The organism is [Brevibacterium] flavum (genome assembly GCF_019317305.1).
Taxonomy (GTDB): Bacteria; Actinomycetota; Actinomycetes; order Mycobacteriales; family Mycobacteriaceae; genus Corynebacterium; species Corynebacterium glutamicum.
On sequence record NZ_CP079240.1, the window covers coordinates 1,939,866 to 1,962,619 of the forward strand.

Here is a 22,754-nt window from a genome sequence, read left to right on the forward strand (position 1 = left end):
AGGCTAGGTGTCGGGCAACGCCGTGAGCGATCAAGGCACCATAAACACCTAAATTGAGCGCTCTATTCCATCAACGCGGGGGCAATTTCTCACGTGTAGGAAAAGTGACTATTGCCTGTTAAGGGAGTTAGACTAATCGCCATGACTAGCGATCTGAAGACAATCGGTATGGATTTCGCCAAGTGGCAAGATGCAGTGGAAGCAGCAATTGCTTCACAGCGTCTCGAGGTAACAGGAGAGGTCCGTGGCGGCCAGCTCATCCAGTTCTCGGATGATTCCGGCGCCCAAATTAACATTCTGGCTGTCGAGCCTTTTGCCACCTTCGCCGGCTTTAACTCCGCAACAGTCGCTTACGGCCACGTCAGCATGATCAATGATGTGCTGTCCCTGGTCGATATCATCGATCCTTTCGGCACCCCTGTTGCCACCATTACCTGCAACCTTGCTCAAGGCCCACTGCTTGTTGATGAACCAGTGCAGCGCTGGCAGCAGATCCGCATTACTGCCCTGGGCATTGATGTTGAGGTCCACGACAATGCAGATGCTTACATCCGCAATGGTGGCGAAACTGTCGGCATGCTGGTTTCTGAAGGTGCAGAGAAGATTGCCAGCGGCAGCGGCGCTGTCATCCCGGACGCATCCGCAGAGTTTTCCGCACGGGTGTTGTCTGCGGAGTACCGCACCAACACTCTTACCGGCCAGCGTTTTATCCACGCAATAGTTGATGGACTCTTCGCTTTTGATGTGTGCCTTCCTGATGCACCAGAACTACCTGCCCGTGACAGCGTGTTGTCTGGCAAAGTCATGCTGACTGCTGCCGTTATCCCCACTGAGGTCACCGGCTGCGGTGGCGGCTGTGGCTCAGGTAGCTGTGGCTGCGGCGGACACTAAAATTCTGCACAATTTTTTAAGAGGACCCCAGTCCCGGGGTCCTTTTCCATTTTTTACCCAGTACTTGAAACGTGATATATGTCTATTCTGAAAATCATCGCATAGAATACTGGTGCAATCGTTTACGTTCGCTATTAATGTGACACGTATAAGCCGACACTTTTAACAAAGCGCAGAAGGAGTGAGAGCAAGAAAATGGGAGAACAACTTCCGTTTGCTAATGGTTCACGCTCCAACAAACTGCCGCTCATCGTCATCGGTTTGTGCTGCATAATGCTGATCCTGTGGCTTAAACTTCCCGGCGTACTGCTTGCCACCATCATTGGGGTTGCCACGATGAGTATGATGCGGATGCGCACCTCCACCCCAGAAACTGCCTCGCTGGTTACTTCTATTCGGCTGTCTGCGGAAGATATTTCCGATGTGCAACATGAGTGGCAGCAGTTTTTGACCTCCCCCGAGGCCGATGCGCTGGCTGATCGCACGCTTGTCCGTCCCGCACTGGCGGATCCAGATTGTGGCGATAAGGCTATCGAGAAATTTCATTATGAAATCAGCAATGCCAATCGCTTCTTGGGCAGGTTGGACGCTCGTCTGCAACAAAACCTCGTGGTCAGTGAGCTAGAAACACTTCTCAAAGTAACGGACGAGCGCGCACTAGAGCTGCGGGAAACGTGGCTGGATGCGCGTAAAGCGGCCCAGAAACTTGGGCCGAACTACAATCGCGAATCTTAGATCTGCACCTCACCGAGTGCGATGATGGTGCTTGGGCCGGTGAGTGTGGAGCCGTCGTCAAAGATCTGGACTTCTACTTCCCCACCTGGAACGCACACTTTAACTGTGCCTTCTCCCAATCCAGCATCAGCTAAAGCAGCACACGCTGCAGCAACGGTTCCCGTGCCACAGGAGCGGGTTTCGCCCACTCCGCGTTCCCACACGCGCATCGATACTGCGTCATCTTCTAATTCTGTGACGATTTCTACGTTCACACCGTGGGGGAAGAATTCCTGATCAAACGTAGGTGCGCGCAGTTCCATATCGGCAAGAGCCGACGCACTTAAGCCCGGCACAATGCACGCTAGGTGTGGGTTACCCATATCAACGCCAAGGCCAGCGAATACTTGGCCGTTGATGTCGCAGGTGGATAATCCCGTGACGTCAGGGATGCCCATATCAACGCGGACCTGTGCAGAATGTTGATCTGCCTGCAAAATATCAACGTGGCGGACACCGGCGCGGGTACCGATATCAAAGCTCGTATTATCAACAAGACCGCGGGAGTACAGCCAGTGCGCGAACAGGCGCACACCATTGCCGCACATTTCAGCCAAAGATCCATCGGCGTTGCGGTAATCCATGAACCACAGCGATGGGTCGACCGTGGAGCCTTCTACGTCTGCAGCTTTAACCACGCGGAGGATACCATCAGCACCGATCCCGGCGCGGCGGTCACACAGCGTGACCACCATTTCTGGAGTTAAATCTAGGCGCGCATCCTCATCGGGGATGATGATGAAGTCGTTTTCGGTGGCGTGGCCTTTGGCAAAGGGGATGGTCAAATTCACCCTCGCTATTGTAGACCCAAAATCTCCAAGGCTTGTGCGGTGGGATCGCCAGAGGCGTCGACCCAGGACACGCGGTGGTCTCTGTTGAACCAGCTGCGTTGGCGCCTGACATAGCGTCTGGTTCCGGTGACCGTGCGTTCGAAGGCGTCTTCCCAGGTCATCTCCCCTGCCATCGCTGCCAGTACTTGGGAGTAGCCGATTGCTCGTCCCGCGGTGGAGTCGGCGATGAGTCCTTGCTGCACAAGGTGTTCCACTTCGGCGACAAAGCCTTGTTCAAACATCCTGGCGGTGCGCTGCTCGATGCGTGGATTTAGCCATTCTGGAGTGGTTTTCAGGCCAATGATTCGAGTTCCCCAGCGAGGTGGCGCGTCTTTGGGCGGTTGGCTTGCCTGGAAGGGCTGGCCGGTTAGTTCAATGACTTCTAATGCTCGGACGGTGCGTCGGGGATCATTGTTTTCGATGACGGCTGCTGCTTCTGGGTCAAGCTGAGTAAGTTCAGCGTGTAGTGCTTCGACACCGATGTCTGCCAGGCGGGCCTCAAAGCGTGCGCGAACAGCGCTGTCGGTAGGTGGAAATTGCCAATCATCGACCAAAGATTGGACGTACAACATGGAGCCGCCAACCAAGATGGGGGTTTTGCCACGGGACATAATATCTTCCACATCGGCAACGGCGTCGGATTGAAACCTCGCCACTGACGCAGTTTCGGTAACGTCCCAGACATCGAGCTGATGATGCGCAATGCCTTCGCGTTCTTCGACAGTCAGCTTTGCCGTGCCGATGTCCATGCCTTTGTACAGCTGCATGGAATCCACATTGACTACTTCACCGTCAAGCTTGTGGGCTAGAGCAATTCCCAAAGCTGATTTTCCAGATGCAGTGGGTCCAACCACTGCGATCGGTGTTACCACGATCTAGATCTCCCTTAAGTTAAAAAGTCCAGCGAGCAACGTAGCGTCCCACGCCGTGGGTGTCGTCGCTGTCGAGAAGTTGAGCAGTTGACGCTTCTGTTGCCACGGCGGATAAGTCGAGCCAGAGCTGTGGTTCGCGGAGGGAGGCGTCGATAAGCGTGCTTGTGCTGGGCACTTCCCCGGGCTTTCCAGACAGCAATGAGTGGCACCAGGCGTCGATGTTGGACGCGCCGGGCACGAGTGCGGACGGCGCGCGGGTGGTCAAGCCCGTGGGGCCGTCAAGGGCAAGCACTGTAACCGTGTTGTCGTTGACGCTACCCAACCGATCGCGCACATGAGTTACACGCGATTCGAAACCACCCAGCGCGACACGCTGCAAAATTTCCGGCAAATAATGTCCGTCAGAAACCTGCACGCTCGGTGCACCCCAGGCCCGCAGATTTCCCGCATGCTTGGTAAACCACGCCTCATCCCGGGAGCCAACCAACTCGATCGGGCGATCATCATTGGCCAGTTCCGCATCAAAAACTGCACGTAACGACGCCAACAAGCGCGCCCCCGCAGCATCCGCTGGTGCCAGTTCAGGTACCAGCGCCGGACTTCCAGGCATGATAATCAGCGTTGCATTCACATCTTCCACCCTATCCTGCCCACCGAAATTGCTGGGCAAACACCTCTCCTGAGCGCGGTTTTTCAAGATAGTGCACCCTATCTGGCTGACACCTCCTATGGCACGCGGTATGTTTAATAAACGTAATTCGAGTTTCGGCGGCCGTGTCGCGCGGCCAGGACGACCCTAGCTTTTAAGGACCCACCATGACTGAGAACCAGACTCCCAGCTCCACCTCTGCACCAAAGCCGGGACCTCGCCCGGGCCCACGGCCAGGACCCCGACCTGGGGCTCAGGTTGCTGCAAAGAAAGCTGCGGTTGCTACACCTGCGCCAATCGCCAAAACTTCTAACGATCCTGCAAAGTTTGGTCGCGTTGAGGCCGACGGATCTGCTTATGTCACCACCTCTGCTGGCGAGCGTCTGATTGGTTCTTGGCAGGCCGGCACCCCTGAGGAAGGTCTTGCTCACTACGGCGCCCGTTTTGATGATCTGGCAACCGAAGTTGAGCTCATGGAACAGCGCCTAATCTCCCACCCTGATGATGCGACCTCCATCCGCGCGAAAGCTGAAGAACTCAAGGCAACCCTGCCCACCATCGCTGCGATCGGTGACCTTGATGGCGTTGAAGCTCGCCTGTCCAAGATCATCAACAACTCCGAGGAAGCCAACGAGCGCGCCAAGGAACAAAAGGCTAAAAACCGTGAGCGCGCGGTAGCTCGCAAGGAAGAGCTCGCTGTTGAGGCTGAAACCTTGGCAGAAAACTCCTCCGACTGGAAGGTTGCTGGCGACCGCATCCGCGCCATCCTGGATGAGTGGAAGTCCATCCACGGCATCGACCGCAAGACCGATGATGAACTGTGGAAGCGCTACTCCCGTGCGCGTGACTCCTTCAACCGTCGCCGCGGCGCACACTTCGCAGAGCTGGATCGCACCCGCGCATCTGCACGCAAACTCAAGGAAGAACTCGTTGAGCGCGCCAATGCTCTCAAGGAATCCACTGAGTGGAACGACACCGCCCGCGCATTCCGCGATCTCATGACCGAATGGAAAGCCGCCGGCCGCGCACCACGCGAAATCGACGACAAGCTGTGGGCGGCATTCAAGGGCGCCCAGGACTACTTCTTTGATAGGCGCAACGCCGTAGCCAAGGAACGCGACCAGGAATTCGAAGCCAACGCAACCGCAAAGCAGCAGCTCATCGACGAATACGACGCACAGATCAACCCCGAGCAGGGCCTCGACGGAGCGCGCAGCAAGCTCCGCGAACTGCAGGAAAAGTGGGAAGAAATCGGCTTCGTTCCACGTGGCGTTGTCCGCGAATTCGAAGAGAAGATCGCCGTGCTGGAAAAGCGCGTCTCCGCTGCTGAGGAATCCCAGTGGCGCCGCACCGACCCAGAAGCACAGGCACGCGCAGACCAGTTCTCCGCGAAGGTCGCCGAGTTCAACGCTCAAGCAGACGCCGCCGAAGCCAAGGGCAACTCCAAGAAGGCTGAGAAGCTGCGTGCACAGGCTGCACAGTGGGCAGAATGGTCCCGCGCCGCACATGAGGCAGTTGACCAGCTGTAAATGAAGTTCTCCAAATTAGCGGACCAGGTCTGGGGCGAAGAACCCGATGATCAGGTCCGCTCCTTTGTGTTCATGTCCAACCTGGATGCCCAGGAAACCGCCAACACCATGGACGTGTCCGTCTCCGTGGAGCGCATCCACGCCGATCTTTGCGACAACACTGAGCTCGCCTCCGAACTGCACTACGCGCCCGATGAATGGGACGAGGCCCAAGGCTGGGTAAAAATCAACTACCCGCTTATCGACGACACCGCCTCAGCCAGCCTCGACGTCGTCCTCGACGCCACCTTCCAGCCCCTACCGGGCCAGCCCTTTGAGGGCGAGGCTTTAACGCTTATCGACGCCCTCCTGCACCACGCCGAAAACGTTGCAGCCTCCAACCCCTGGAAGCGCACCACCTTCCACACCGCTCACATGCACCCTCCAGGGAGTAATGCGGATTGTGACTACTGCCTGGTGCTGCAACGCCGCGGATACGTTAAAGCCCACGAAGAAATCCAACAAACCATCGCGCTTCCTTCAGGTGACTGGTCCGCTGGAGAATTCACCGTGGTGGACGTTGAAGGCACCGCCTTCCCAAGCGCGCTGATCCCTAGCATTGTGGAACTCCAACACCGCGCAGCCCTCGATGTGCCCCACGGAAACTTAAGTGTTGCGCCTGCACAGTGGGATGAACACCGCTTGGCGCAACAATCTGAAAGAATCCTTAAAACAGGAACGAAACTGTTCACCGTACTGTTTGCCGAAGGATCCACAGTCGCTGCCATGTCCTCCATCGCGATTCCCCCAGGCTCCAACCCTGACATCGCCGAACAGGGACTGACCATCGTGCACCCAGATTTCAGAGGCCGCGGTCTTGGAACCGCTGTGAAATTAGCGGGACTGTCACTACTTTCGAGGTGCCACCCAGAAATTCAACGCGTAGCCACCTCAAATGCAGTAGACAACCATGCGATGCTGGCGATTAACCGCTCCATAGGGGCAACAGAGATCGCCCGAACCACCCTGTGGGAGAAGAAACTCTAGGTGATGGAATTCGAGACCAAGGACGCGGTTTTCTAGACTTCCTTTGGTCTCAAATGCACATTTCAAGAGCCGATTAGTGTCTTTTTAGGCCAAAAGCTCAGCGCCAGTAAGTGCGCTTGGTTTATTTCGACAGTTCGCAGCGAAGAGAGGGTAAAACTTGACCCCAACCTGAAAAAAGCGACCTCACACAATGGCTTCTAAGCGCCTAAACATCTAAAGGCGATACAAACACTCATTCGAGAAAAACGAGCCCTTAAATCGCATCCCAGGCGGGCACGGAAAAGCGGTTGACCACTTGTATCGTGATCAACCGCTTGAACTAGAACTTAAGCCTGCTCCCCTTGTGCATCCTGTTCACGCTCGCGGCGGCGGGCGATGCGGGCGCGACGATCGTCGACAAGCAAAGGATTATCTTCTGGGTTGCTTTGCTGCTGCTCAAGAAGTGCGCGCTGGGTAGCTGCAACACCATCAAGGTCTGGGTTCTCGGCGCGCATTTCAGCGATCTCCATTTGGCGATCACTGCGGGCCAAAATCACCGAAGATAGACCCCACACAGCAAGGATCGCTGCAATCACAGCAAGCATCATGCCAATGTTGACGAAATTCACTTGGGTGCTGGTGGTTGTTTGGCGCATCCAGATGGCAAACACAGCGAACACAAGAGTGACGCAGGAGAAAATCCATGAAATCCACGCCATCCACGTGCGCTTAAACACGACAGTGCCCAAAGAAAGCAGGAATACACCGATGGTGCCCAACCAGTAGAAACCGTACTCACCAAGGGTTATGCCGGCATCTTCCGCGACATTCGACAGCGTCAGAACCTGCCAGCCCATCACTCCACGGATATGTGGGAGGACGAGTGCGATGGCGAAAAGCACGACTCCCGCGATGAGATACCACTTCTTATCACCAAGTTCGAGAGTTTTTGCGGCTTGTTTCTCTAGTGCCGCAAGCTCTTTACCACTTAGCTTTTGATCACTCACGTTGTTGTTCATCTCCTCGTTGGCGCCGACTTTTTCATCGACTCCTATCGACCCTCTATTCTAGCCTGCAGTTTTAGTTAATGGAGCAGCAGGCAGATTCTGTGGCAGGAGCCACCTTTGGTGCGCCGATTTGTGGCAGTCCCAAGCCCACACCGATCGGTGCTGTGGTTGGAACTTGACCAACTGCAGAGTTGTCACCAGCTTTGGTGCGACGGTGGGTCTGCACACCGGAGTCTGCGATGAGGAAGAAAGGCTTGGCCTCAGTCACCGTGACAGTGACAAAATCGCCGGGGCGGATCTCACCATCAATGTCGCCCTCTGGAGCAAAGTGCACGAGGCGTCCATCGCATGCGCGACCACTCATGCGCTTGGTGGCATCGTTCTTGCGGCCTCCGCCAGCCTGGACCAGCAATTCGACGGTGGTGCCGATGAGCTTTTGGTTTTCTTCTTCGCAGACTTGTTCCTGAACGACCATGAGGCGCTCGTAGCGTTCCTGCACAACTTCTTTTGGAAGCTGGTTTTCATATTCCGCTGCAGGGGTGCCAGGGCGTGGGCTGTATTGGAAGGTGTAAGCAGAAGTAAAGCGTGCCTTCTTGACAACGTCGAGGGTTGCTTGGAAATCCTCCTCTGTTTCGCCAGGGAATCCGACAATAATATCGGTGGTGATGGAGGCGTGAGGGATCTTCGCACGGACCTCATCCAAGATGGAGAGGAACTTCTTGGATCGGTAGGAACGGCGCATCTCTTTGAGCACCTTGTCAGATCCGGACTGCAGTGGCATGTGCAGCTGCGGGCAGATGTTTGGGGTCTCTGCCATGGCGTCAATGACATCAGAGGTGAATTCTGCAGGGTGAGGGCTGGTGAAGCGAACCCGCTCGAGGCCTTCGATCTCACCACAGGCACGAAGCAGCTTGGAAAATGCACTGCGATCGCGCTCTAGCTCAGGATCAACAAAGTTCACGCCGTAAGCATTTACGTTTTGGCCAAGTAGAGTTACCTCGGTAACTCCCTGATCCACCAGTGCTTGTACCTCTGCGAGGATGTCTCCTGGTCGACGGTCCTGCTCTTTACCGCGCAGCGACGGAACGATGCAGAAAGTACAGGTGTTGTTACAGCCGACTGATACGGACACCCAACCAGCGTAAGCAGACTCGCGCTTTGCAGGAAGTACTGATGGGAATTGCTCGAGGGAATCGACAATTTCAACTTCCGCTTGGGCATTGTGCTCCGCGCGCTGAAGCAAGGTTGGCAAGGAACCAATGTTGTGGGTACCAAACACAACGTCCACCCATGGTGCTTTTTTCACCACGGTATCTTTATCTTTTTGCGCCAAGCAACCACCGACAGCGATTTGCATGCCTGGGTTCTTTTCTTTCACGCTGCGCAGGTTGCCCAAAGTGCCATAAAGGCGCATGTCGGCGTTTTCACGCACGGCGCACGTATTAAATACGACAAGATCCGGAGTGGTGTCCTCCGGAGCAGCAACGTATCCAGCCTCCTCGAGCAGGCCCGAAAGGCGCTCAGAATCGTGCACATTCATCTGACAGCCGTAGGTTTTTACCTCGTAGGTGCGAACCTGTCCCTCTGCGGTTTCTGGGAGGGTGGCTTGACCGGGATGTTGATTTACCTTTGCGTGGTTCAATTGCTGCGTCACGGTTGCTCATTGTATCCCTGTTGCGCGAGCTGACATAAACGCCTATTTAGGACTCTGAACTAACAAGGCTCGTCTCCGACCTTGCCTTGAGAATTCCTAGGCTTAGCGAAGTTTAACTTGGCCACATTCGCACGCTTATTTAACACGCAATATCTATCAGGTAATAGGTAAATTTTGGACAAGATCGGAGACTACCCCCAAACCTTGCCCCCTACCCACCTGCGAAAATGCTGGTAAATGTAGTGCTATTTGTTTCAAAATGGACTCATTCACACAATTGCGAACATTCTCAGCACAAACTGCTTTAAGCTACCCTTATGACGCAGACCACAAAATCCCCGATGATCAAGATGACGGGAGTGCAAAAATACTTCGGCGACTTTCATGCCCTTACGGATATTGATCTTGAAATTCCCAGAGGACAAGTTGTCGTCGTACTTGGACCATCCGGATCCGGCAAGTCAACCCTTTGCCGCACGATCAACCGTCTCGAAACCATCGAGGAAGGCACCATCGAAATCGATGGAAAGGTACTCCCAGAAGAAGGTAAAGGCTTAGCCAATCTCCGCGCCGATGTCGGAATGGTATTCCAGTCCTTCAACCTCTTCCCCCACCTCACCATCAAAGACAACGTCACTCTTGCACCCATCAAAGTGCGAAAGATGAAAAAGTCTGAAGCCGAAAAGCTTGCGATGAGCCTGTTGGAACGCGTCGACATCGCAAACCAAGCTGATAAATATCCGGCGCAACTGTCCGGCGGTCAGCAACAGCGTGTGGCCATCGCGCGCGCACTTGCGATGAACCCAAAGATCATGCTTTTCGACGAGCCCACCTCCGCCCTTGACCCTGAAATGGTCAACGAAGTGTTGGACGTCATGGCAAGCCTTGCCAAGGAAGGCATGACGATGGTGTGTGTTACCCACGAGATGGGATTCGCACGCAAAGCAGCCGATCGTGTGTTGTTCATGGCGGATGGGCTCATTGTGGAAGATACGGAACCAGATTCCTTCTTCACCAACCCTAAGTCTGATCGTGCAAAAGACTTCCTCGGCAAGATCCTTGCCCACTAGTTTTTGGCTGCGCCTCTATCTTCAGAGTCACTTCTTTCAGTGTCATTTTTCTCGGCCCTAATCCCCCGCTGGAGTTCAATCAGCGATTGCAACCTTTTAGATATATAAGGAGACAACATGTCTGCAAAGCGTACTTTTACCCGTATCGGTGCGATTCTTGGAGCAACTGCACTTGCCGGAGTTACCCTCACCGCCTGTGGTGATTCAAGCGGTGGCGACGGATTCCTCGCAGCCATTGAAAATGGTTCTGTCAATGTCGGCACCAAATACGATCAGCCTGGTCTTGGCCTCCGCAACCCAGACAACTCCATGAGCGGTCTCGACGTGGATGTTGCTGAATACGTAGTCAACTCCATCGCTGATGACAAGGGCTGGGATCACCCCACCATCGAATGGCGTGAATCCCCTTCTGCACAGCGTGAAACCCTCATTCAAAACGGTGAGGTAGACATGATCGCAGCAACCTACTCCATCAACGCTGGCCGTTCAGAGTCCGTCAACTTCGGTGGCCCATACCTGCTTACCCACCAGGCTCTGCTTGTTCGCCAAGATGACGATCGCATTGAAACCCTCGAGGACTTGGATGACGGTTTGATCCTGTGCTCCGTTTCCGGATCCACTCCAGCTCAGAAGGTCAAGGATGTCCTCTCAGGCGTTCAGCTCCAAGAATACGACACATACTCTTCCTGTGTTGAGGCACTGTCCCAGGGCAACGTTGACGCCCTGACCACTGACGCCACCATCCTCTTCGGCTACTCCCAGCAGTACGAAGGCGACTTCCGCGTTGTGGAAATGGAAAAGGACGGCGAGCCATTCACCGACGAGTACTACGGCATTGGCCTGAAGAAGGATGACCAGGAAGGCACCGACGCTATCAACGCCGCACTTGAGCGCATGTACGCTGACGGCACCTTCCAGCGACTGCTCACCGAGAACCTCGGTGAAGACTCCGTGGTTGTTGAAGAAGGCACCCCAGGTGACCTCTCCTTCCTCGACGCAAGCTAGTGTGACGGCTTTTAAAAGCCAGCTTTAAGAAATGTGCGTGGCGCTTAAAACCCCGAAAGCGCCACGCACAACCCATTTAAGTTCATGATTTATTCCCATCCTTAACAAGGAGCACCACCACATGAGCACTTTGTGGGCGGATCTGGGTCCGTCTCTACTTCCAGCTTTTTGGGTGACCATCAAACTCACCATTTATTCCGCCATCGGCGCCATGATTTTCGGAACCATCCTCACCGCAATGAGGGTCTCGCCCGTTAAAATCCTCCGCACGTTGTCCACGGCGTACATCAACACAGTCCGAAATACCCCACTTACTCTTGTGGTGCTGTTTTGCTCCTTTGGCCTTTACCAAAATCTCGGGTTGACTTTGGCGGGCCGTGAAAGCTCCACATTCTTGGTGGATAATAACTTCCGCTTGGCCGTACTTGGCTTCATTTTGTACACCTCAACCTTCGTTGCCGAGTCCCTGCGTTCGGGTATTAACACCGTGCACTTTGGGCAAGCAGAAGCTGCGCGTTCCCTAGGACTGGGCTTTGGCGCGACTTTCCGTTCCATTATTTTCCCGCAGGCTGTGCGCGCCGCGATCGTCCCTTTGGGCAACACACTGATCGCACTGACTAAGAACACCACCATCGCCTCTGTCATTGGAGTTGGCGAAGCCTCCCTGCTGATGAAAGCCACCATCGAAAATCACGCCAACATGCTATTTGTCGTGTTCGCGATCTTCGCCGTTGGCTTCATGATTCTGACCCTGCCCATGGGCCTTGGCTTGGGCAAACTCTCTGAGCGTTTGGCGGTGAAGAAGTAATGGCTAATACAGTTCGCGCAACAGTCCTCTACGATGCTCCTGGACCAAAGGGCCGTCGATTCAACCTCATCATCACCAGTCTCACGGTGGTTCTGGGATTGGCGCTCCTCTTCTGGATTGGCTCCATCCTTTCAGGCAACGGCCAACTCGATGCCAACAAATGGACTCCGTTCATCAATTCCCAAACCTGGACCACCTACATTCTTCCTGGTTTGTGGGACACGCTGAAATCTGCCGTGTTCTCGGTGATCTTGGCTCTGGTCATGGGTACCGCACTGGGTCTTGGCCGTATCTCTGAAATCAGGATTCTCCGTTGGTTCTGCGCCGTCATCATCGAGACTTTCCGAGCCATTCCGGTTCTGATCCTCATGATTTTCGCCTACCAGATGTTCGCCCAGTACAACATCGTGCCGTCGAGCCAGCTCGCGTTCGCCGCCGTGGTATTCGGTCTGACCATGTACAACGGTTCTGTGATCGCAGAGATTCTGCGTTCTGGTATCGCTTCCCTGCCTAAGGGGCAGAAGGAAGCAGCGATTGCGTTGGGTATGTCTTCTAGGCAAACCACCTGGTCAATCTTGTTGCCTCAGGCCGTGGCTGCAATGCTCCCAGCGTTGATCTCTCAGATGGTTATTGCACTGAAGGACTCCGCACTTGGTTACCAGATCGGCTACATCGAAGTGGTTCGTTCCGGTATTCAGTCCGCGTCTGTCAACCGCAACTACCTTGCAGCGCTGTTTGTTGTTGCGCTGATCATGATTGTTCTGAACTTCTCCCTCACCGCTCTGGCTTCTCGCATCGAGCGCCAGTTGCGTGCAGGTAGGGCTCGTAAGAACATTGTTGCCAAGGTCCCTGAGCAGCCAGATCAAGGTCTGGAGACCAAGGACAATGTCAATGTCGACTGGCAGGATCCTGATTATAAGGATCTGAAAACCCCTGGAGTTCAGTAACTCCCTTACCCCGGATGATTCCCATCCGGGGTTTAGTTTTTCAAATCCTCGATTCGCGCGTCTAGCGCTTCCCGCGCAAGGTCCATGGACATTCCAGCCGGAAATCCCCGCCGTGCCAGCGCACCAACCACGCGCCGAAGCGCTTTGTCGTAGTCGGCGCGGTCCTGCGGAATCTTGGTCTCTGAGCGCGCCTTTTTCACGGCCACCGCCCGCGCCGTGTCCCGCTCATCGGCCTGGTCGATTTGCTCAAGCGCCGCAGCACGCGTTTGCTTGTCGACGCCTTTTTCCTGCAGTTCGCGGTCCAGCGCACGCGAAGATTTTCCTCGCCTGGCAGCACGTTGCCGAACCCACTCAGTGGCAAAAACTTCATCATCAAGCAGTTTGGATCTGGTGAGATCGTCAATGACCTCATTGATGATGTCTTCCTCAAACTCCAGTGCTTTAAGTCTGGTGCTTAGTTCGTTGACTGATCGTGCGCGTTGGTTAAGCAGCAGCAGGGCACGTCTGCGTACGTTGGCTTTCTTTTCTTCTTTTTCATGGTCAAAGAATTCTGATTCGCCTCGCGCATGAGCGCGTTCAAAGTTGTCGAGTGCTTTTCTGAGCTTTTCAATCTTTTCGGCTTGGATATCCATCGCGTTGTTGCCCTTCGTTGACGAAAAAGCAGGAACAAGCCACATCATGGTTTAAGTGTGTGGATTGTCCCTGCTTTGTTAAAACTGGTGCTTAGTCTTCAGCGTCTGCTTCGGTGTCGGCTTCATCATCGAAGTCAACGTTAGGCACGAGCTCTACTGGATCGTCGGTGAGTTCATCTGAGGCTGCAGCGTACTTGCCTACTCCCAGCTTCTTGAAGATCTTATCTTCCAGCTCATCGGTGAGTTCAGGGTTCTCCTTGAGGGAAAGACGCACCTTTTCCTTACCTTGACCAAGCTGTTCGCCCTCGTAGGTGAACCAGGAACCTGACTTCTTCACAATGCCGTTGTCCACTGCCAAGTCAATGACGGAGGATTCACGGGAGATGCCTTCGCCGTACATGATGTCGAATTCAGCGATCTTGAACGGTGGGGAGACCTTGTTCTTAACGACCTTCAAGCGGGTGCGGTTACCAATGGCATCCTGTCCGTCCTTCAGAGTCTGGATTCGTCGAATGTCACAACGAACAGATGCGTAGAACTTCAGGGCCTTACCACCGGTGGTGGTTTCTGGGGAACCGAACATCACACCGATCTTTTCACGCAGCTGGTTAATGAAGATCGCGGTGGTACCCGAGTTGTACAGCGCACCTGTCATCTTACGAAGCGCCTGGCTCATGAGGCGGGCCTGAAGACCAACGTGGCTATCGCCCATTTCGCCTTCAATTTCAGCCTTTGGTGTCAGCGCAGCCACCGAGTCAATCACGATGATGTCGATTGCGCCGGAACGAACCAGCATGTCGGCGATTTCTAGTGCTTGCTCACCAGTGTCTGGCTGCGAAACCAGAAGCGCATCAGTATCTACACCAAGCTTGCGAGCATAATCTGGATCCAACGCGTGCTCGGCGTCAATGAATGCAGCGATGCCGCCGGCCTTTTGTGCCTGCGCAATAGCGTGCAGTGCAACGGTGGTTTTACCTGATGATTCTGGGCCATACACCTCAACGATTCGACCACGTGGGAATCCACCGATACCCAAGGCAATATCAATCGCGGTGTTACCAGATGAGATGGTCTGGATTGGCGGACGATTCTCATCACCCAGACGCATGACAGCGCCTTTACCGAAATCCTTCTCAATCAGGGCTAGTGCGGCATCAAGTGCCTTCTGACGATCATTCCCCTTGGCGGCAGTTGCCTTTGTTGCTGTCTTCTTGGGAGCCATTTTTAATTCCTCTTAGTTTTATTGACGTTGATGTGGACGAAAATTCCTACGGTTGCATCACTTCAGCACTGACTAAAACAGCACTGCAGCAGTGACCCCTACTTACTTAGACTTGAAGTTCAAGGATTTGGATCCCGACTTCACTGTGTTTTCATCTGTTCTTTTGTTTATGCCCGTTACTGTAGATGAACCCTAGGACACAACGTGCTCAAAAAACAGTATACACGCACAACTGTTCGAAATTCGAATTTTCATGCGAACTCCCTCGAACAAGCTAGAACCCTGGTTCATCCTTACCAAGTCGTCGCTCTTCGGGAACACTGAAATCAATGCACAGTTGTTCCCATACATCGCGCAGATCAACCCCGGTATCTACTGCAACATCTGCAGTGACGCCGAGGGCACCAATCACATGCGAGTGTGCAATCCACTCCCCTTTGGCTTCTCCGAATTCATCTTCAATGAGTTGCCGAAACTCCGATAAACGCATGGGGACGATAATACAGCGCAAGCACAGAAGTTACGTTTCCAATCTCCGACAGCGACCCTAAGAAGGGTCCCCGTCATGACCGTCTTCCAGGGCGGATGAATCCACACGCGTTAGTTCACCGACGTCATTATTCTCAAACTCATGAAAACTAGTTTCCCCCGAAAAAAGTACATGGACGGAGGATACTACCGTTTCTTTAAACATCGTGCGTTCTTCGACGTACTGGCAATAATACAAAGCGCAATCGGTTTCAAGGTCAACAAAAAGACCCCAACCAGCATCCTCATCTGTGAGATCTTGAGTAATCTTCAGGTACCGAAGATTATGCATGGTCATCGAAAATCCATTTGGAGGTGGCGGAGAGTAAAGCTCGTGCATTACAAAGTCCTTCCACATCACCATCAAGCCAGGAGCACCTCTCGGACGAATAATGAACTGATCTGATTCAAACCAGCCTTCAGAAGTGAGTTTGGGGGTATCGAAGGATTCTCTCGATTCACCATTGGCATAGGTTGTGACCTTGTGCTGTGCACCTGTCTGTGGATTACATCGAAAACTAAACCTAGTAGATTCTTCTCCAAAGTCTTCAACAGAACCCGAAATGCGATACTCCAACTTCGGCTTTCCACTCCTGAGCTTCATGCATATTCCCAGAACCTCATCCCGCGTGACTGGCGATTCGTCCACATCACAGCGAATGTTGGCTGCTACCCATTTTCCCACTGGATCAAAATTCATATTTCTTGCCGATCGTTTATAAGATTTAAGTAAATTCACAAAGAAACGCCACTGACACATCTGCCATATGCAACAATATCTACATATCTGACAGTTGGATCCAGTTGAGAAATTTCAGCCCCCATCCCCCACATGAACGCTGTTCAAAACATCCAGCTTGCTTGTTGAACACTGTTCAGGTGTATGATTTTTTCATGCCTACATCCTCTTCTCCTGCAACTGTGACTCCGCTAAAGAAGCATTCTTCACGTAAACAGCTCCAAGACATCGCGCTTATTGCAGTTTTTGCAGCACTGATCATTGTGCTTGCTTTTGTTTCCATCCCAGTTGGCACAGCGGGTGTGCCTATTGTTTTGCAGAATGCCTCCATCGTTTTGGCTGGCCTGATTCTTGGTGGTCGACGTGGTTTTCTCACTGCTTTGCTGTTCCTGGCACTCGGCCTGATTGGCCTGCCTGTCCTTGCAGGTGGTCGTACCACTTTGGCCGCACTTGCTGGCCCAACAGCTGGCTACATCGTGGGTTACCTCATTTCCCCACTTGTTGCAGGCATCATCGCTTACCTCGCACCTAAAAAGCGTGGCGCTGGAATGTTCATCGTTTTAGGCCTGGCGGGTCTCGCGGGTCTGATCACCCAATACGCTTGCGGCATCGTGGGTCTCGTCCTTCGTGCGGGTCTAAGCTTGAGTGAAGCAACAATTGCTCAAGGTGCCTTTGTGCTGCCAGATTTGGCCAAGATCACCGTCATGGTCATAATCGCCGCTGGAGTTCATGCAGCATTCCCTGACATCCGTAAGAAATAGTTCCAACCCACTTTTCCTCAGAATTGCAGTTCATGCCCGAGATCATTTTTGACAACACTGAAGTACGCTACGATGACTCGCTCATTTTAGAGCCCCTATCGTTAAAACTGACAGAACAACGCATTGGCATCATCGGGGCTAACGGCGGTGGAAAATCCACGCTCATCAGAATAATCAATGGTCTCGGTGAACCAACCACAGGGCGTGTTCTAGTTGATGGCCTTGACGTCTCGCATTCCGGACGGGAAGTTCGCAAGAAGGTTGGATTTGTCTTCTCTGACGCTGAAAACCAGATCGTGATGCCAACTGTGCGTGAGGATATTGCCTTCTCGCTTCGCCGGCACAAAATGCCACGCGCTGAAAAGGCGCAACGTGTCGACGAGATGATGGCGCGATTCAACTTGAGCGAGCATGCAGATCAATCACCGCACACCCTATCCGGTGGTCAAAAGCAGTTGTTAGCGCTGGCTGCAGTGCTGATTTTGGAGCCAGAAGTGATCATCGCTGATGAGCCCACTACCCTGCTGGATCTGCGCAATAGGCTGATGATCAAAGACGTGTTCAGTAAACTCGAGCAGCAATTAATCGTTGTCAGCCATGATTTAGATTTCCTCAGCGATTTTGAGCGGGTCATTTGTATCAATGATCATAAAATCGCTGCTGATGGCCCTCCGCAAAAGTCCATTGACCTGTACGTATCGCTTATGGCGGAACCTGCGAAATGAACAGTATTCCTTTAGGTTTTTACGTCGATAAGCAATCTGTTGTTCATTCTTTTCCTGCTTTGTGGAAATTCCCACTTCTGCTGTTTTTCATCATCGGCGGCTCCATCGCGGCTTCTACCCCGGTTCATGGGTTGATTTTGGTGGGGATTGCAGTGGTGTTTTACGTGCTGGCGAAGATTCCGCTGAAGGTCGCGTGGGAGCAGTTGTGGCCAGTGCTGCCGATTTTGATCATGCTCGGTGCGTTTCAGTGGTGGCAGCGCGGCTTTGATTTCGCGGCAACCACAGTGCTCACGCTGTTTTCTGCGGTGATGGCCGCCATGTTGTTGACGTTGACCACGCGGTTGGAAGCGCTCATGAATGCAGTTGAGCGGATGTTGCAGCCTTTTGCACGTTTTGGCCTGCCAGTAGAGACGATCACCTTGGCTATTTCTCTCACGATTCGGCTCATTCCGCTGCAATTAGCCACGGTGAAGGAAGTCCTCGATGTCCGTAAAGCTCGTGGCGCCGGTTTTTCTATCACCGCGTTTGGCACGCCTGTGATCATCAGATCAATAAAGAGGGCCCGCAATATCGGCGATGCTCTTCTCGCTCGTGGTGCCGGCGATTAAGTTCTTTCAACACATAGCAAAGGGGGGCTCGTACTAACGAAAGTACGAGCCCCGCTTTTAGTCTGCTGTGGCAGGTTTAAGCCTCGCCGCGCAGCTCACGCATGCGCTGTGCAACTGCGTCATCAGTGACGTTGTTGCCCGCTGCAGGAGCCTCAATGGACTCCTGCTTGTTACCAGCGGTCAGGGAACCACCAGCCATCTCAGCGCGGATCTGCTCAAGGCGGGAGTGTCCAGCCATCTGAACGCCAGCCTGCTCAACCTCAGCCATGCGGCCCTCAACAGAGTTGGACGCAAGCTCAGCCTGGCCAAGCGCGTTAGCGTAACGACGCTCAATCTTCTCACGAACTTGATCCAGGTTAGGAGTGCTGCCGGAGGTCAAAGAATCCATGGACTTCAGGGACTCGGAAACCTTTTCCTGCATCTTCGCCTGCTCCAGCTGGCTCAGAAGCTTGGTGCGCTCAGCAACCTTCTGCTGCAAAGCCATGGAGTTACGCTCCACAGCCTTCTTAGCCTGATCAGCCTGCTGCAGAGCCTGGTCGTGGAGCTGCTTGGTATCTTCAACGGACTGCTCAGCAGTAACCAGCTGTGCAGCGAAAGCCTCAGCGGCGTTTTCGTACTCAGTAGCCTTCTTGACATCACCGTCAGCGCGAGCCTTGTCAGCCAGCTGGATAGCCTGGCGGGTGTTGCCCTGCAGCTTCTCAATTTCAGCCAGACGGCGGTTCAGCTGCATTTCAAGCTGACGCTGGTTACCAATAACAGCTGCTGCCTGCTGGGAGAGCTCCTGATGCTGGCGCTGAGCATCTTCGATGGCTTGCTGGATCTGTACCTTAGGATCCGCGTTCTCCTCAATCTTGGAGTCGAACAACGCCATGAGGTACTTCCATGCCTTGGAGAATGGATTAGCCATGTTGAAAAGTGAGCCTTCCTAAATATCTGAAACAGGTAATTTCGCTGTATTCATTTATGCGATCATTATCCATGACGCCACGTACACCGGCACAACTGCCTTCACGCCACATGTAATTTTAGCGGTATGAAGTTAGCCGAACCTCGACGCCGTCCATATTAGCGCTATAAAGCCAACAATGGGCGTCGAAAAGCAATCTTTTACTGCTTTTCGACGCCCACCCATGCGCTTAGACGCGAGCGAGGTCTTCCTGTGCTGCTTGCAGCGCCATGGAACCTGCAGCTTCGATCAACACATCCGCAACGCTGGCCCCCAAAGCGTGGCACACGGAGGCAAGAAGCTCCGAGGACACCTCTTTGCGGCCTCGTTCCAATTCTGAAAGATAACCAGGTGACACACGTGAAGCTTCCGCCAGCTCACGCAAAGTAACGCCCTTGTCAGCACGGAAAGAACGAAGAGCTGCACCCAGAGCTTCGCGGAGAAGTGGCTCTGGAGCTTTCCGTGGGGCAGATTCTGAAATCGGCTTGTCTAGAAGGGTTGTATAAGTAACCATCGTTAGGTTCAACTCCCTTTCCCTAAAATTTGTTCCCAGTTTACCTGGAAACTTGAGTCACTGCGACTCAATATGGTCAATCAGCAGGCGAAAGCTTTGCTGTACAGCAGACTCTCTAATATGATGCCGTCCCAATTCAGCCAATATTACCTGTTGTTCACTTTCAAACGCACGATACGCGTCAATTGTTCCCGACGCCCCAAAATGCGCAGGACCAGCCACTCCGATCCACACTTCCCCCACCGGATGACCATCTTGTTCGCTGGGGCCAGCAACGCCCGTGAGCGAAACCGCCCAATCTGCCTGGCATCTGTGTGCGGCCCCCGTTGCCATCGCACGGGCGCACTGCGGGGAAACAACGCCGTGCGCGTCGATAAGCTCCTGCGGCACACCGGCAAGCGCAACCTTAAGCTCGGTGGCATAGGTGACCAGCCCGCCTTTAAGTACCACTGAGGCGCCGGGGATCTCTGCGATCGTCGCACTGGCAAGGCCGGCTGTGAGAGATTCACAAAACGCCAGCGTTTCACCGCGCGATTTCAACAGCTCCACCACTCGCCCCGCCAGATTCTCCGCCAGATTCTCCGACATGGTCTAGCTTTCTGCGGACTTTCGTGAATCCCACAGGTACTGCAGACCCGTGACTACGGTGACGATCAGCGCTGCATACATGACGATCTGGCTTGGAATATCCATCCAACTTGGGAAAGGGCACAGATACAAAGCAACAGCAACAGTCTGCAGAGCAGTCTTGAGCTTGCCTCCCTTCGATGCAGGCACAACATTTCCAGCGCGCAGTTGGAAGAAACGCCAGATAGTAATACCGAACTCACGCAACACAATCAACGCAGTGACCCACCATGGCAAGATGCCAATGATGTTGAAACAGACAAATGCTGTGGTCATCAGTGCCTTATCGGCAATCGGATCCGCGATCTTGCCAAAGTCAGTGACCAGGCCACGTGCTCGCGCAATATCGCCGTCAAGCTTGTCGGTGATCATGAGCAAAATGAAAACAACCAACGCCCACCAGGCAAAAGCATTGTTTTCCGTCTCACCTTTAAGCGTAAGCCACGCAAACAAAGGGATGACAATGATGCGCAAGCTGGTCAAGAAGTTCGGAAGGTTCCAGTTGGAAGGCTTGACCGCTTGATTGCTTGGATCTTGTGCGCCATTTACGCCTGCTGATACATCACTCACGGTGTTCCACCCTACCTGCACCCAAATTGAAGACTACGACTAGTAATGATTTCTCCAAAAAACTTGTCTCAAAGCTTGAGCCCACTCTATTCCTAAAAACCTCTCGACGGACGAAGCGCCACAAAAGCAAGAGAAGAATATAAGTGAACCAAATTCCGTTTAGTGTACGTCTAGACGCCTAAACTTACCTGTTATGACTTATTTTGCCGTGCTTTACACATACAACCCAGACAGCGAGAAAGTCGCTGAAGTTCGTACCGTCCACCGCGAGTTCATTGCCAACCTTCATGCGGAGGGCAAAATCGTTGGCTCCGGTCCTTTCGTGGACGGCGACGGTGGCGCGCTGATTGTCATCAAGTTGGAAGAAGGCTCCAACCTTGTTGATGCTGAAACCCTGATGAACAATGATCCATTCCACGTAGAAAACGTGCTGGACAACCGCGTCATCCGTAGCTGGAACCCTGTGACCAAAGATTTCTAGGCAACTTTTTCTTTAACAATTTTGGCGCTTGACTTGTATGAAAGTCAGGCGCCTTCTCGCTTGCCTAAACCAGCGTTGCTGCCTAATCCAGCGTTGCTGCCTAATCCAGCGTCGTATGGCTAAAGGGCCAGCACCGAAACTCCTCGGTGCTGGCCCTCTATTTTAAGTAATGCTGTTACTTCTTCTCTGAGGAGGTATCGGTAACGGTGGCGGATCCGGTTTCAGGCTCCTCACCGGTCTCCCAGTTGTCGCCCTCATACTTTGCAGCGTTCCACTTTGGTGGAATACCGCCCTGGTTTTCATCGCGCTTGTTCTTGATGATGGATGCGATGACGGTGATTGTCAGGACACCAATGATGAAGGCCAAGGAGAATACGGTGGAAACCTCAGGTACGGAGACGTTTTCACCACCGTTGATGAATGGCAGGTTGTTTTCGTGCAGTGCATGCAGACCAAGCTTTGCACCAATGAACAGCAGGATAAGACCCAAGCCATAAGGCAGGTAGACCAGGCGGTCAAGCAGGCCGTCAAGCAGGAAGTACATTTGGCGCAGACCCAGCAGGGCGAATGCGTTAGTGGTGAACACGATGTAAGGCTCCGTGGTGATGCCGTAAATCGCTGGGATAGAGTCCAGTGCGAACATCAGGTCAACCATGCCGATGGATACAAGTGCAACGAACAGTGGGGTCAGGTGCAGCTTGCCTCCGAAGCGGTGAGTGAGCTTGTCGCCGTGGTAGCCCTCAGTAACCGGAATGACCTTGCGCAGCGCCTTAATGATGAACATGTCGTTCGGGTCGGTCTCAGGGGTGTCTCGAACTTCGTCCCACAGGAGCTTCACAGCGGTGTAGATCAGCCAGATGGAGAAGATGTAGAAGACATCGGACCATGCTTCGATAATTGCAGCGCCGAGGAGGATGAACACGAGGCGGAAGACCAGAGCCAGTGCAATACCGATGAGGAGTACCTTTTGCTGGTACTTACGCGGAATCTTAAAGGCACCCATGATCAGCGCGAAGATAAACAAGTTATCAACGCTCAGTGCCTTCTCTGTCACGTAACCGGTGAAGAACTCGATGCCGTGCTGGTGTGGGTTACCAGGCTCGCCCCAAACGAACCACAAGAAGATGCCGAATACACAGGCAAGACCGACATAGAACAGGCTCCACCATGCGGATTCTTTAATGGTGGGCTCGTGGGGGGTGCGAACGTGGGAATAGAAATCGAAAATGAAGAAGCCAGTGATCACTGCGATAGTGATTAGCCATGTGGCTAAGTTTACTTCCATGATAAAAAGAACCTCCGGTTCTTGGTTAGACAATTTAAGAACCGGAGGTCTCCCCCACCCTTGTCCCTCAACGCA

26 protein-coding genes are annotated in these 22,754 nt (G+C 53.5%); 12 read left to right on the top strand and 14 right to left on the bottom strand.

The genetic code is table 11. The features are described from left to right. Nucleotides 1–141 precede the first annotated feature (141 nt). Together KW808_RS09345 and KW808_RS09350 are read left to right on the top strand one after the other, a co-directional pair. The gene (locus KW808_RS09345; RefSeq protein WP_003859800.1) at nucleotides 142–891 is read left to right on the top strand and encodes a hypothetical protein; all 750 of its coding nucleotides are present in this window, start codon (nucleotides 142–144) and stop codon (nucleotides 889–891) included. A gap of 195 nt (nucleotides 892–1,086) precedes the next feature. Then, nucleotides 1,087–1,626 (top strand): hypothetical protein, encoded by a 540-nt coding sequence (locus tag KW808_RS09350; protein WP_003859799.1) that lies wholly within the window; start codon nucleotides 1,087–1,089, stop codon nucleotides 1,624–1,626. On the opposite strand, the gene dapF is transcribed toward KW808_RS09350, so the two are convergent. The 3 genes from dapF to KW808_RS09365 are packed head-to-tail and all read right to left on the bottom strand — an operon-like array spanning nucleotide 1,623 to nucleotide 4,007. Beyond that, nucleotides 1,623–2,456 (bottom strand): diaminopimelate epimerase, encoded by an 834-nt coding sequence (gene dapF / locus KW808_RS09355; RefSeq protein WP_034983780.1) that lies wholly within the window; start codon nucleotides 2,454–2,456, stop codon nucleotides 1,623–1,625. The two genes, KW808_RS09350 and dapF, sit on opposite strands and share 4 nt — an antisense overlap. 5 nt (nucleotides 2,457–2,461) lie before the next feature. Beyond that, nucleotides 2,462–3,367 carry a tRNA (adenosine(37)-N6)-dimethylallyltransferase MiaA gene (gene miaA, locus KW808_RS09360; protein ID WP_003859797.1) on the bottom strand — a complete coding sequence of 302 codons (906 nt, stop codon included), beginning with the start codon at nucleotides 3,365–3,367 and terminating at the stop codon, nucleotides 2,462–2,464. A 19-nt stretch (nucleotides 3,368–3,386) separates the two neighbouring features. After that, nucleotides 3,387–4,007 (bottom strand): hypothetical protein, encoded by a 621-nt coding sequence (locus KW808_RS09365; RefSeq protein WP_003859796.1) that lies wholly within the window; start codon nucleotides 4,005–4,007, stop codon nucleotides 3,387–3,389. Between the two features lie 176 nt (nucleotides 4,008–4,183). On the opposite strand from KW808_RS09365, the gene KW808_RS09370 reads away from it, so the two are divergent. Both KW808_RS09370 and KW808_RS09375 read left to right on the top strand, forming a co-directional pair. Further along, on the top strand, nucleotides 4,184–5,545 hold the full coding sequence (locus KW808_RS09370) for a DUF349 domain-containing protein (protein WP_003859794.1): 1,362 nt from the start codon (nucleotides 4,184–4,186) through the stop codon (nucleotides 5,543–5,545). Beyond that, a complete protein-coding gene (locus tag KW808_RS09375; protein WP_003859793.1) occupies nucleotides 5,546–6,571 on the top strand; it encodes a GNAT family N-acetyltransferase in 1,026 nt (341 codons plus the stop codon). It begins immediately after the preceding gene. Between the two features lie 326 nt (nucleotides 6,572–6,897). Here KW808_RS09375 and KW808_RS09380 read toward each other — a convergent pair whose 3' ends face one another. Further along, nucleotides 6,898–7,569, bottom strand: coding sequence for an Rv2732c family membrane protein (locus KW808_RS09380; protein ID WP_003861637.1), 672 nt, complete (start codon nucleotides 7,567–7,569; stop codon nucleotides 6,898–6,900). Nucleotides 7,570–7,630: 61 nt separating this feature from the next. Continuing rightward, nucleotides 7,631–9,211 carry a tRNA (N6-isopentenyl adenosine(37)-C2)-methylthiotransferase MiaB gene (gene miaB / locus KW808_RS09385; RefSeq protein ID WP_003861639.1) on the bottom strand — a complete coding sequence of 527 codons (1,581 nt, stop codon included), beginning with the start codon at nucleotides 9,209–9,211 and terminating at the stop codon, nucleotides 7,631–7,633. Nucleotides 9,212–9,552: 341 nt separating this feature from the next. On the opposite strand from miaB, the gene gluA reads away from it, so the two are divergent. The 4 genes from gluA (at nucleotide 9,553) to KW808_RS09405 (ending at nucleotide 13,041) form a co-directional block, all read left to right on the top strand. Further along, a complete protein-coding gene (gene gluA, locus KW808_RS09390; protein WP_003861640.1) occupies nucleotides 9,553–10,281 on the top strand; it encodes a glutamate ABC transporter ATP-binding protein GluA in 729 nt (242 codons plus the stop codon). A 117-nt stretch (nucleotides 10,282–10,398) separates the two neighbouring features. Continuing rightward, nucleotides 10,399–11,286 (top strand): glutamate ABC transporter substrate-binding protein GluB, encoded by an 888-nt coding sequence (gene gluB, locus KW808_RS09395; protein WP_003861643.1) that lies wholly within the window; start codon nucleotides 10,399–10,401, stop codon nucleotides 11,284–11,286. Between the two features lie 121 nt (nucleotides 11,287–11,407). Next, entirely contained in the window at nucleotides 11,408–12,094 is a 687-nt protein-coding gene (gene gluC, locus KW808_RS09400; RefSeq protein ID WP_003857434.1) for a glutamate ABC transporter permease GluC, read from the top strand. A 125-nt stretch (nucleotides 12,095–12,219) separates the two neighbouring features. Further along, complete coding sequence (locus tag KW808_RS09405; RefSeq protein WP_462574637.1) at nucleotides 12,220–13,041, top strand: amino acid ABC transporter permease; 822 nt, start codon at nucleotides 12,220–12,222, stop codon at nucleotides 13,039–13,041. 32 nt (nucleotides 13,042–13,073) lie between these two features. On the opposite strand, the gene recX is transcribed toward KW808_RS09405, so the two are convergent. The 4 genes from recX to KW808_RS09425 form a co-directional block, all read right to left on the bottom strand. Then, nucleotides 13,074–13,721 (bottom strand): recombination regulator RecX, encoded by a 648-nt coding sequence (gene recX / locus KW808_RS09410; protein ID WP_003861647.1) that lies wholly within the window; start codon nucleotides 13,719–13,721, stop codon nucleotides 13,074–13,076. A 43-nt stretch (nucleotides 13,722–13,764) separates the two neighbouring features. Continuing rightward, complete coding sequence (gene recA, locus KW808_RS09415; protein ID WP_003857444.1) at nucleotides 13,765–14,895, bottom strand: recombinase RecA; 1,131 nt, start codon at nucleotides 14,893–14,895, stop codon at nucleotides 13,765–13,767. Nucleotides 14,896–15,169: 274 nt separating this feature from the next. Then, the gene (locus KW808_RS09420) at nucleotides 15,170–15,385 is read right to left on the bottom strand and encodes a DUF3046 domain-containing protein (RefSeq protein ID WP_003857447.1); all 216 of its coding nucleotides are present in this window, start codon (nucleotides 15,383–15,385) and stop codon (nucleotides 15,170–15,172) included. 57 nt (nucleotides 15,386–15,442) lie between these two features. Then, nucleotides 15,443–16,162: a hypothetical protein gene (locus KW808_RS09425; protein ID WP_230622949.1), complete on the bottom strand. Its 720-nt coding sequence runs from the start codon at nucleotides 16,160–16,162 to the stop codon at nucleotides 15,443–15,445. Between the two features lie 155 nt (nucleotides 16,163–16,317). On the opposite strand from KW808_RS09425, the gene bioY reads away from it, so the two are divergent. From bioY to KW808_RS09440, 3 genes are read left to right on the top strand one after another with little or no spacing between them, the layout of a single operon-like run. Continuing rightward, nucleotides 16,318–16,923 (top strand): biotin transporter BioY, encoded by a 606-nt coding sequence (gene bioY, locus KW808_RS09430; protein ID WP_003861651.1) that lies wholly within the window; start codon nucleotides 16,318–16,320, stop codon nucleotides 16,921–16,923. A 32-nt stretch (nucleotides 16,924–16,955) separates the two neighbouring features. Beyond that, complete coding sequence (locus KW808_RS09435; protein ID WP_003861653.1) at nucleotides 16,956–17,648, top strand: energy-coupling factor ABC transporter ATP-binding protein; 693 nt, start codon at nucleotides 16,956–16,958, stop codon at nucleotides 17,646–17,648. After that, nucleotides 17,645–18,256: an energy-coupling factor transporter transmembrane component T family protein gene (locus tag KW808_RS09440; RefSeq protein WP_462573876.1), complete on the top strand. Its 612-nt coding sequence runs from the start codon at nucleotides 17,645–17,647 to the stop codon at nucleotides 18,254–18,256. The genes KW808_RS09435 and KW808_RS09440 overlap by 4 nt, the downstream gene beginning before the upstream one ends. A gap of 76 nt (nucleotides 18,257–18,332) precedes the next feature. On the opposite strand, the gene KW808_RS09445 is transcribed toward KW808_RS09440, so the two are convergent. The 4 genes from KW808_RS09445 to pgsA form a co-directional block, all read right to left on the bottom strand. Beyond that, entirely contained in the window at nucleotides 18,333–19,163 is an 831-nt protein-coding gene (locus KW808_RS09445) for a PspA/IM30 family protein (protein ID WP_003857458.1), read from the bottom strand. 229 nt (nucleotides 19,164–19,392) lie between these two features. Continuing rightward, the gene (locus KW808_RS09450; protein WP_003861658.1) at nucleotides 19,393–19,716 is read right to left on the bottom strand and encodes a helix-turn-helix domain-containing protein; all 324 of its coding nucleotides are present in this window, start codon (nucleotides 19,714–19,716) and stop codon (nucleotides 19,393–19,395) included. Nucleotides 19,717–19,773: 57 nt separating this feature from the next. Next, nucleotides 19,774–20,292, bottom strand: coding sequence for a CinA family protein (locus KW808_RS09455; RefSeq protein WP_003857462.1), 519 nt, complete (start codon nucleotides 20,290–20,292; stop codon nucleotides 19,774–19,776). Nucleotides 20,293–20,307: 15 nt separating this feature from the next. Continuing rightward, complete coding sequence (gene pgsA / locus KW808_RS09460) at nucleotides 20,308–20,913, bottom strand: CDP-diacylglycerol--glycerol-3-phosphate 3-phosphatidyltransferase (RefSeq protein ID WP_003861660.1); 606 nt, start codon at nucleotides 20,911–20,913, stop codon at nucleotides 20,308–20,310. A 193-nt stretch (nucleotides 20,914–21,106) separates the two neighbouring features. On the opposite strand from pgsA, the gene KW808_RS09465 reads away from it, so the two are divergent. Then, complete coding sequence (locus tag KW808_RS09465) at nucleotides 21,107–21,394, top strand: YciI family protein (protein ID WP_003857466.1); 288 nt, start codon at nucleotides 21,107–21,109, stop codon at nucleotides 21,392–21,394. 175 nt (nucleotides 21,395–21,569) lie between these two features. Here KW808_RS09465 and KW808_RS09470 read toward each other — a convergent pair whose 3' ends face one another. After that, nucleotides 21,570–22,679 carry a TerC family protein gene (locus tag KW808_RS09470; protein WP_003861662.1) on the bottom strand — a complete coding sequence of 370 codons (1,110 nt, stop codon included), beginning with the start codon at nucleotides 22,677–22,679 and terminating at the stop codon, nucleotides 21,570–21,572. Nucleotides 22,680–22,754 lie beyond the last annotated feature (75 nt).

Coding starts and splice junctions, on each gene's coding strand:
- gluB (WP_003861643.1), top strand. CDS start 10,399: ATGTCTGCAAAGCGTACTTTTACCCGTATCGGTGCGATTCTTGGAGCA.
- KW808_RS09470 (WP_003861662.1), bottom strand. CDS start 22,679: ATGGAAGTAAACTTAGCCACATGGCTAATCACTATCGCAGTGATCACT.
- KW808_RS09350 (WP_003859799.1), top strand. CDS start 1,087: ATGGGAGAACAACTTCCGTTTGCTAATGGTTCACGCTCCAACAAACTG.
- KW808_RS09465 (WP_003857466.1), top strand. CDS start 21,107: ATGACTTATTTTGCCGTGCTTTACACATACAACCCAGACAGCGAGAAA.
- KW808_RS09440 (WP_462573876.1), top strand. CDS start 17,645: ATGAACAGTATTCCTTTAGGTTTTTACGTCGATAAGCAATCTGTTGTT.
- gluA (WP_003861640.1), top strand. CDS start 9,553: ATGATCAAGATGACGGGAGTGCAAAAATACTTCGGCGACTTTCATGCC.
- KW808_RS09345 (WP_003859800.1), top strand. CDS start 142: ATGACTAGCGATCTGAAGACAATCGGTATGGATTTCGCCAAGTGGCAA.
- KW808_RS09420 (WP_003857447.1), bottom strand. CDS start 15,385: ATGCGTTTATCGGAGTTTCGGCAACTCATTGAAGATGAATTCGGAGAA.
- KW808_RS09435 (WP_003861653.1), top strand. CDS start 16,956: ATGCCCGAGATCATTTTTGACAACACTGAAGTACGCTACGATGACTCG.
- KW808_RS09375 (WP_003859793.1), top strand. CDS start 5,546: ATGAAGTTCTCCAAATTAGCGGACCAGGTCTGGGGCGAAGAACCCGAT.
- gluC (WP_003857434.1), top strand. CDS start 11,408: ATGAGCACTTTGTGGGCGGATCTGGGTCCGTCTCTACTTCCAGCTTTT.
- recA (WP_003857444.1), bottom strand. CDS start 14,895: ATGGCTCCCAAGAAGACAGCAACAAAGGCAACTGCCGCCAAGGGGAAT.
- KW808_RS09380 (WP_003861637.1), bottom strand. CDS start 7,569: ATGAACAACAACGTGAGTGATCAAAAGCTAAGTGGTAAAGAGCTTGCG.
- KW808_RS09450 (WP_003861658.1), bottom strand. CDS start 19,716: ATGGTTACTTATACAACCCTTCTAGACAAGCCGATTTCAGAATCTGCC.
- recX (WP_003861647.1), bottom strand. CDS start 13,721: ATGATGTGGCTTGTTCCTGCTTTTTCGTCAACGAAGGGCAACAACGCG.
- bioY (WP_003861651.1), top strand. CDS start 16,318: ATGCCTACATCCTCTTCTCCTGCAACTGTGACTCCGCTAAAGAAGCAT.
- KW808_RS09370 (WP_003859794.1), top strand. CDS start 4,184: ATGACTGAGAACCAGACTCCCAGCTCCACCTCTGCACCAAAGCCGGGA.
- KW808_RS09445 (WP_003857458.1), bottom strand. CDS start 19,163: ATGGCTAATCCATTCTCCAAGGCATGGAAGTACCTCATGGCGTTGTTC.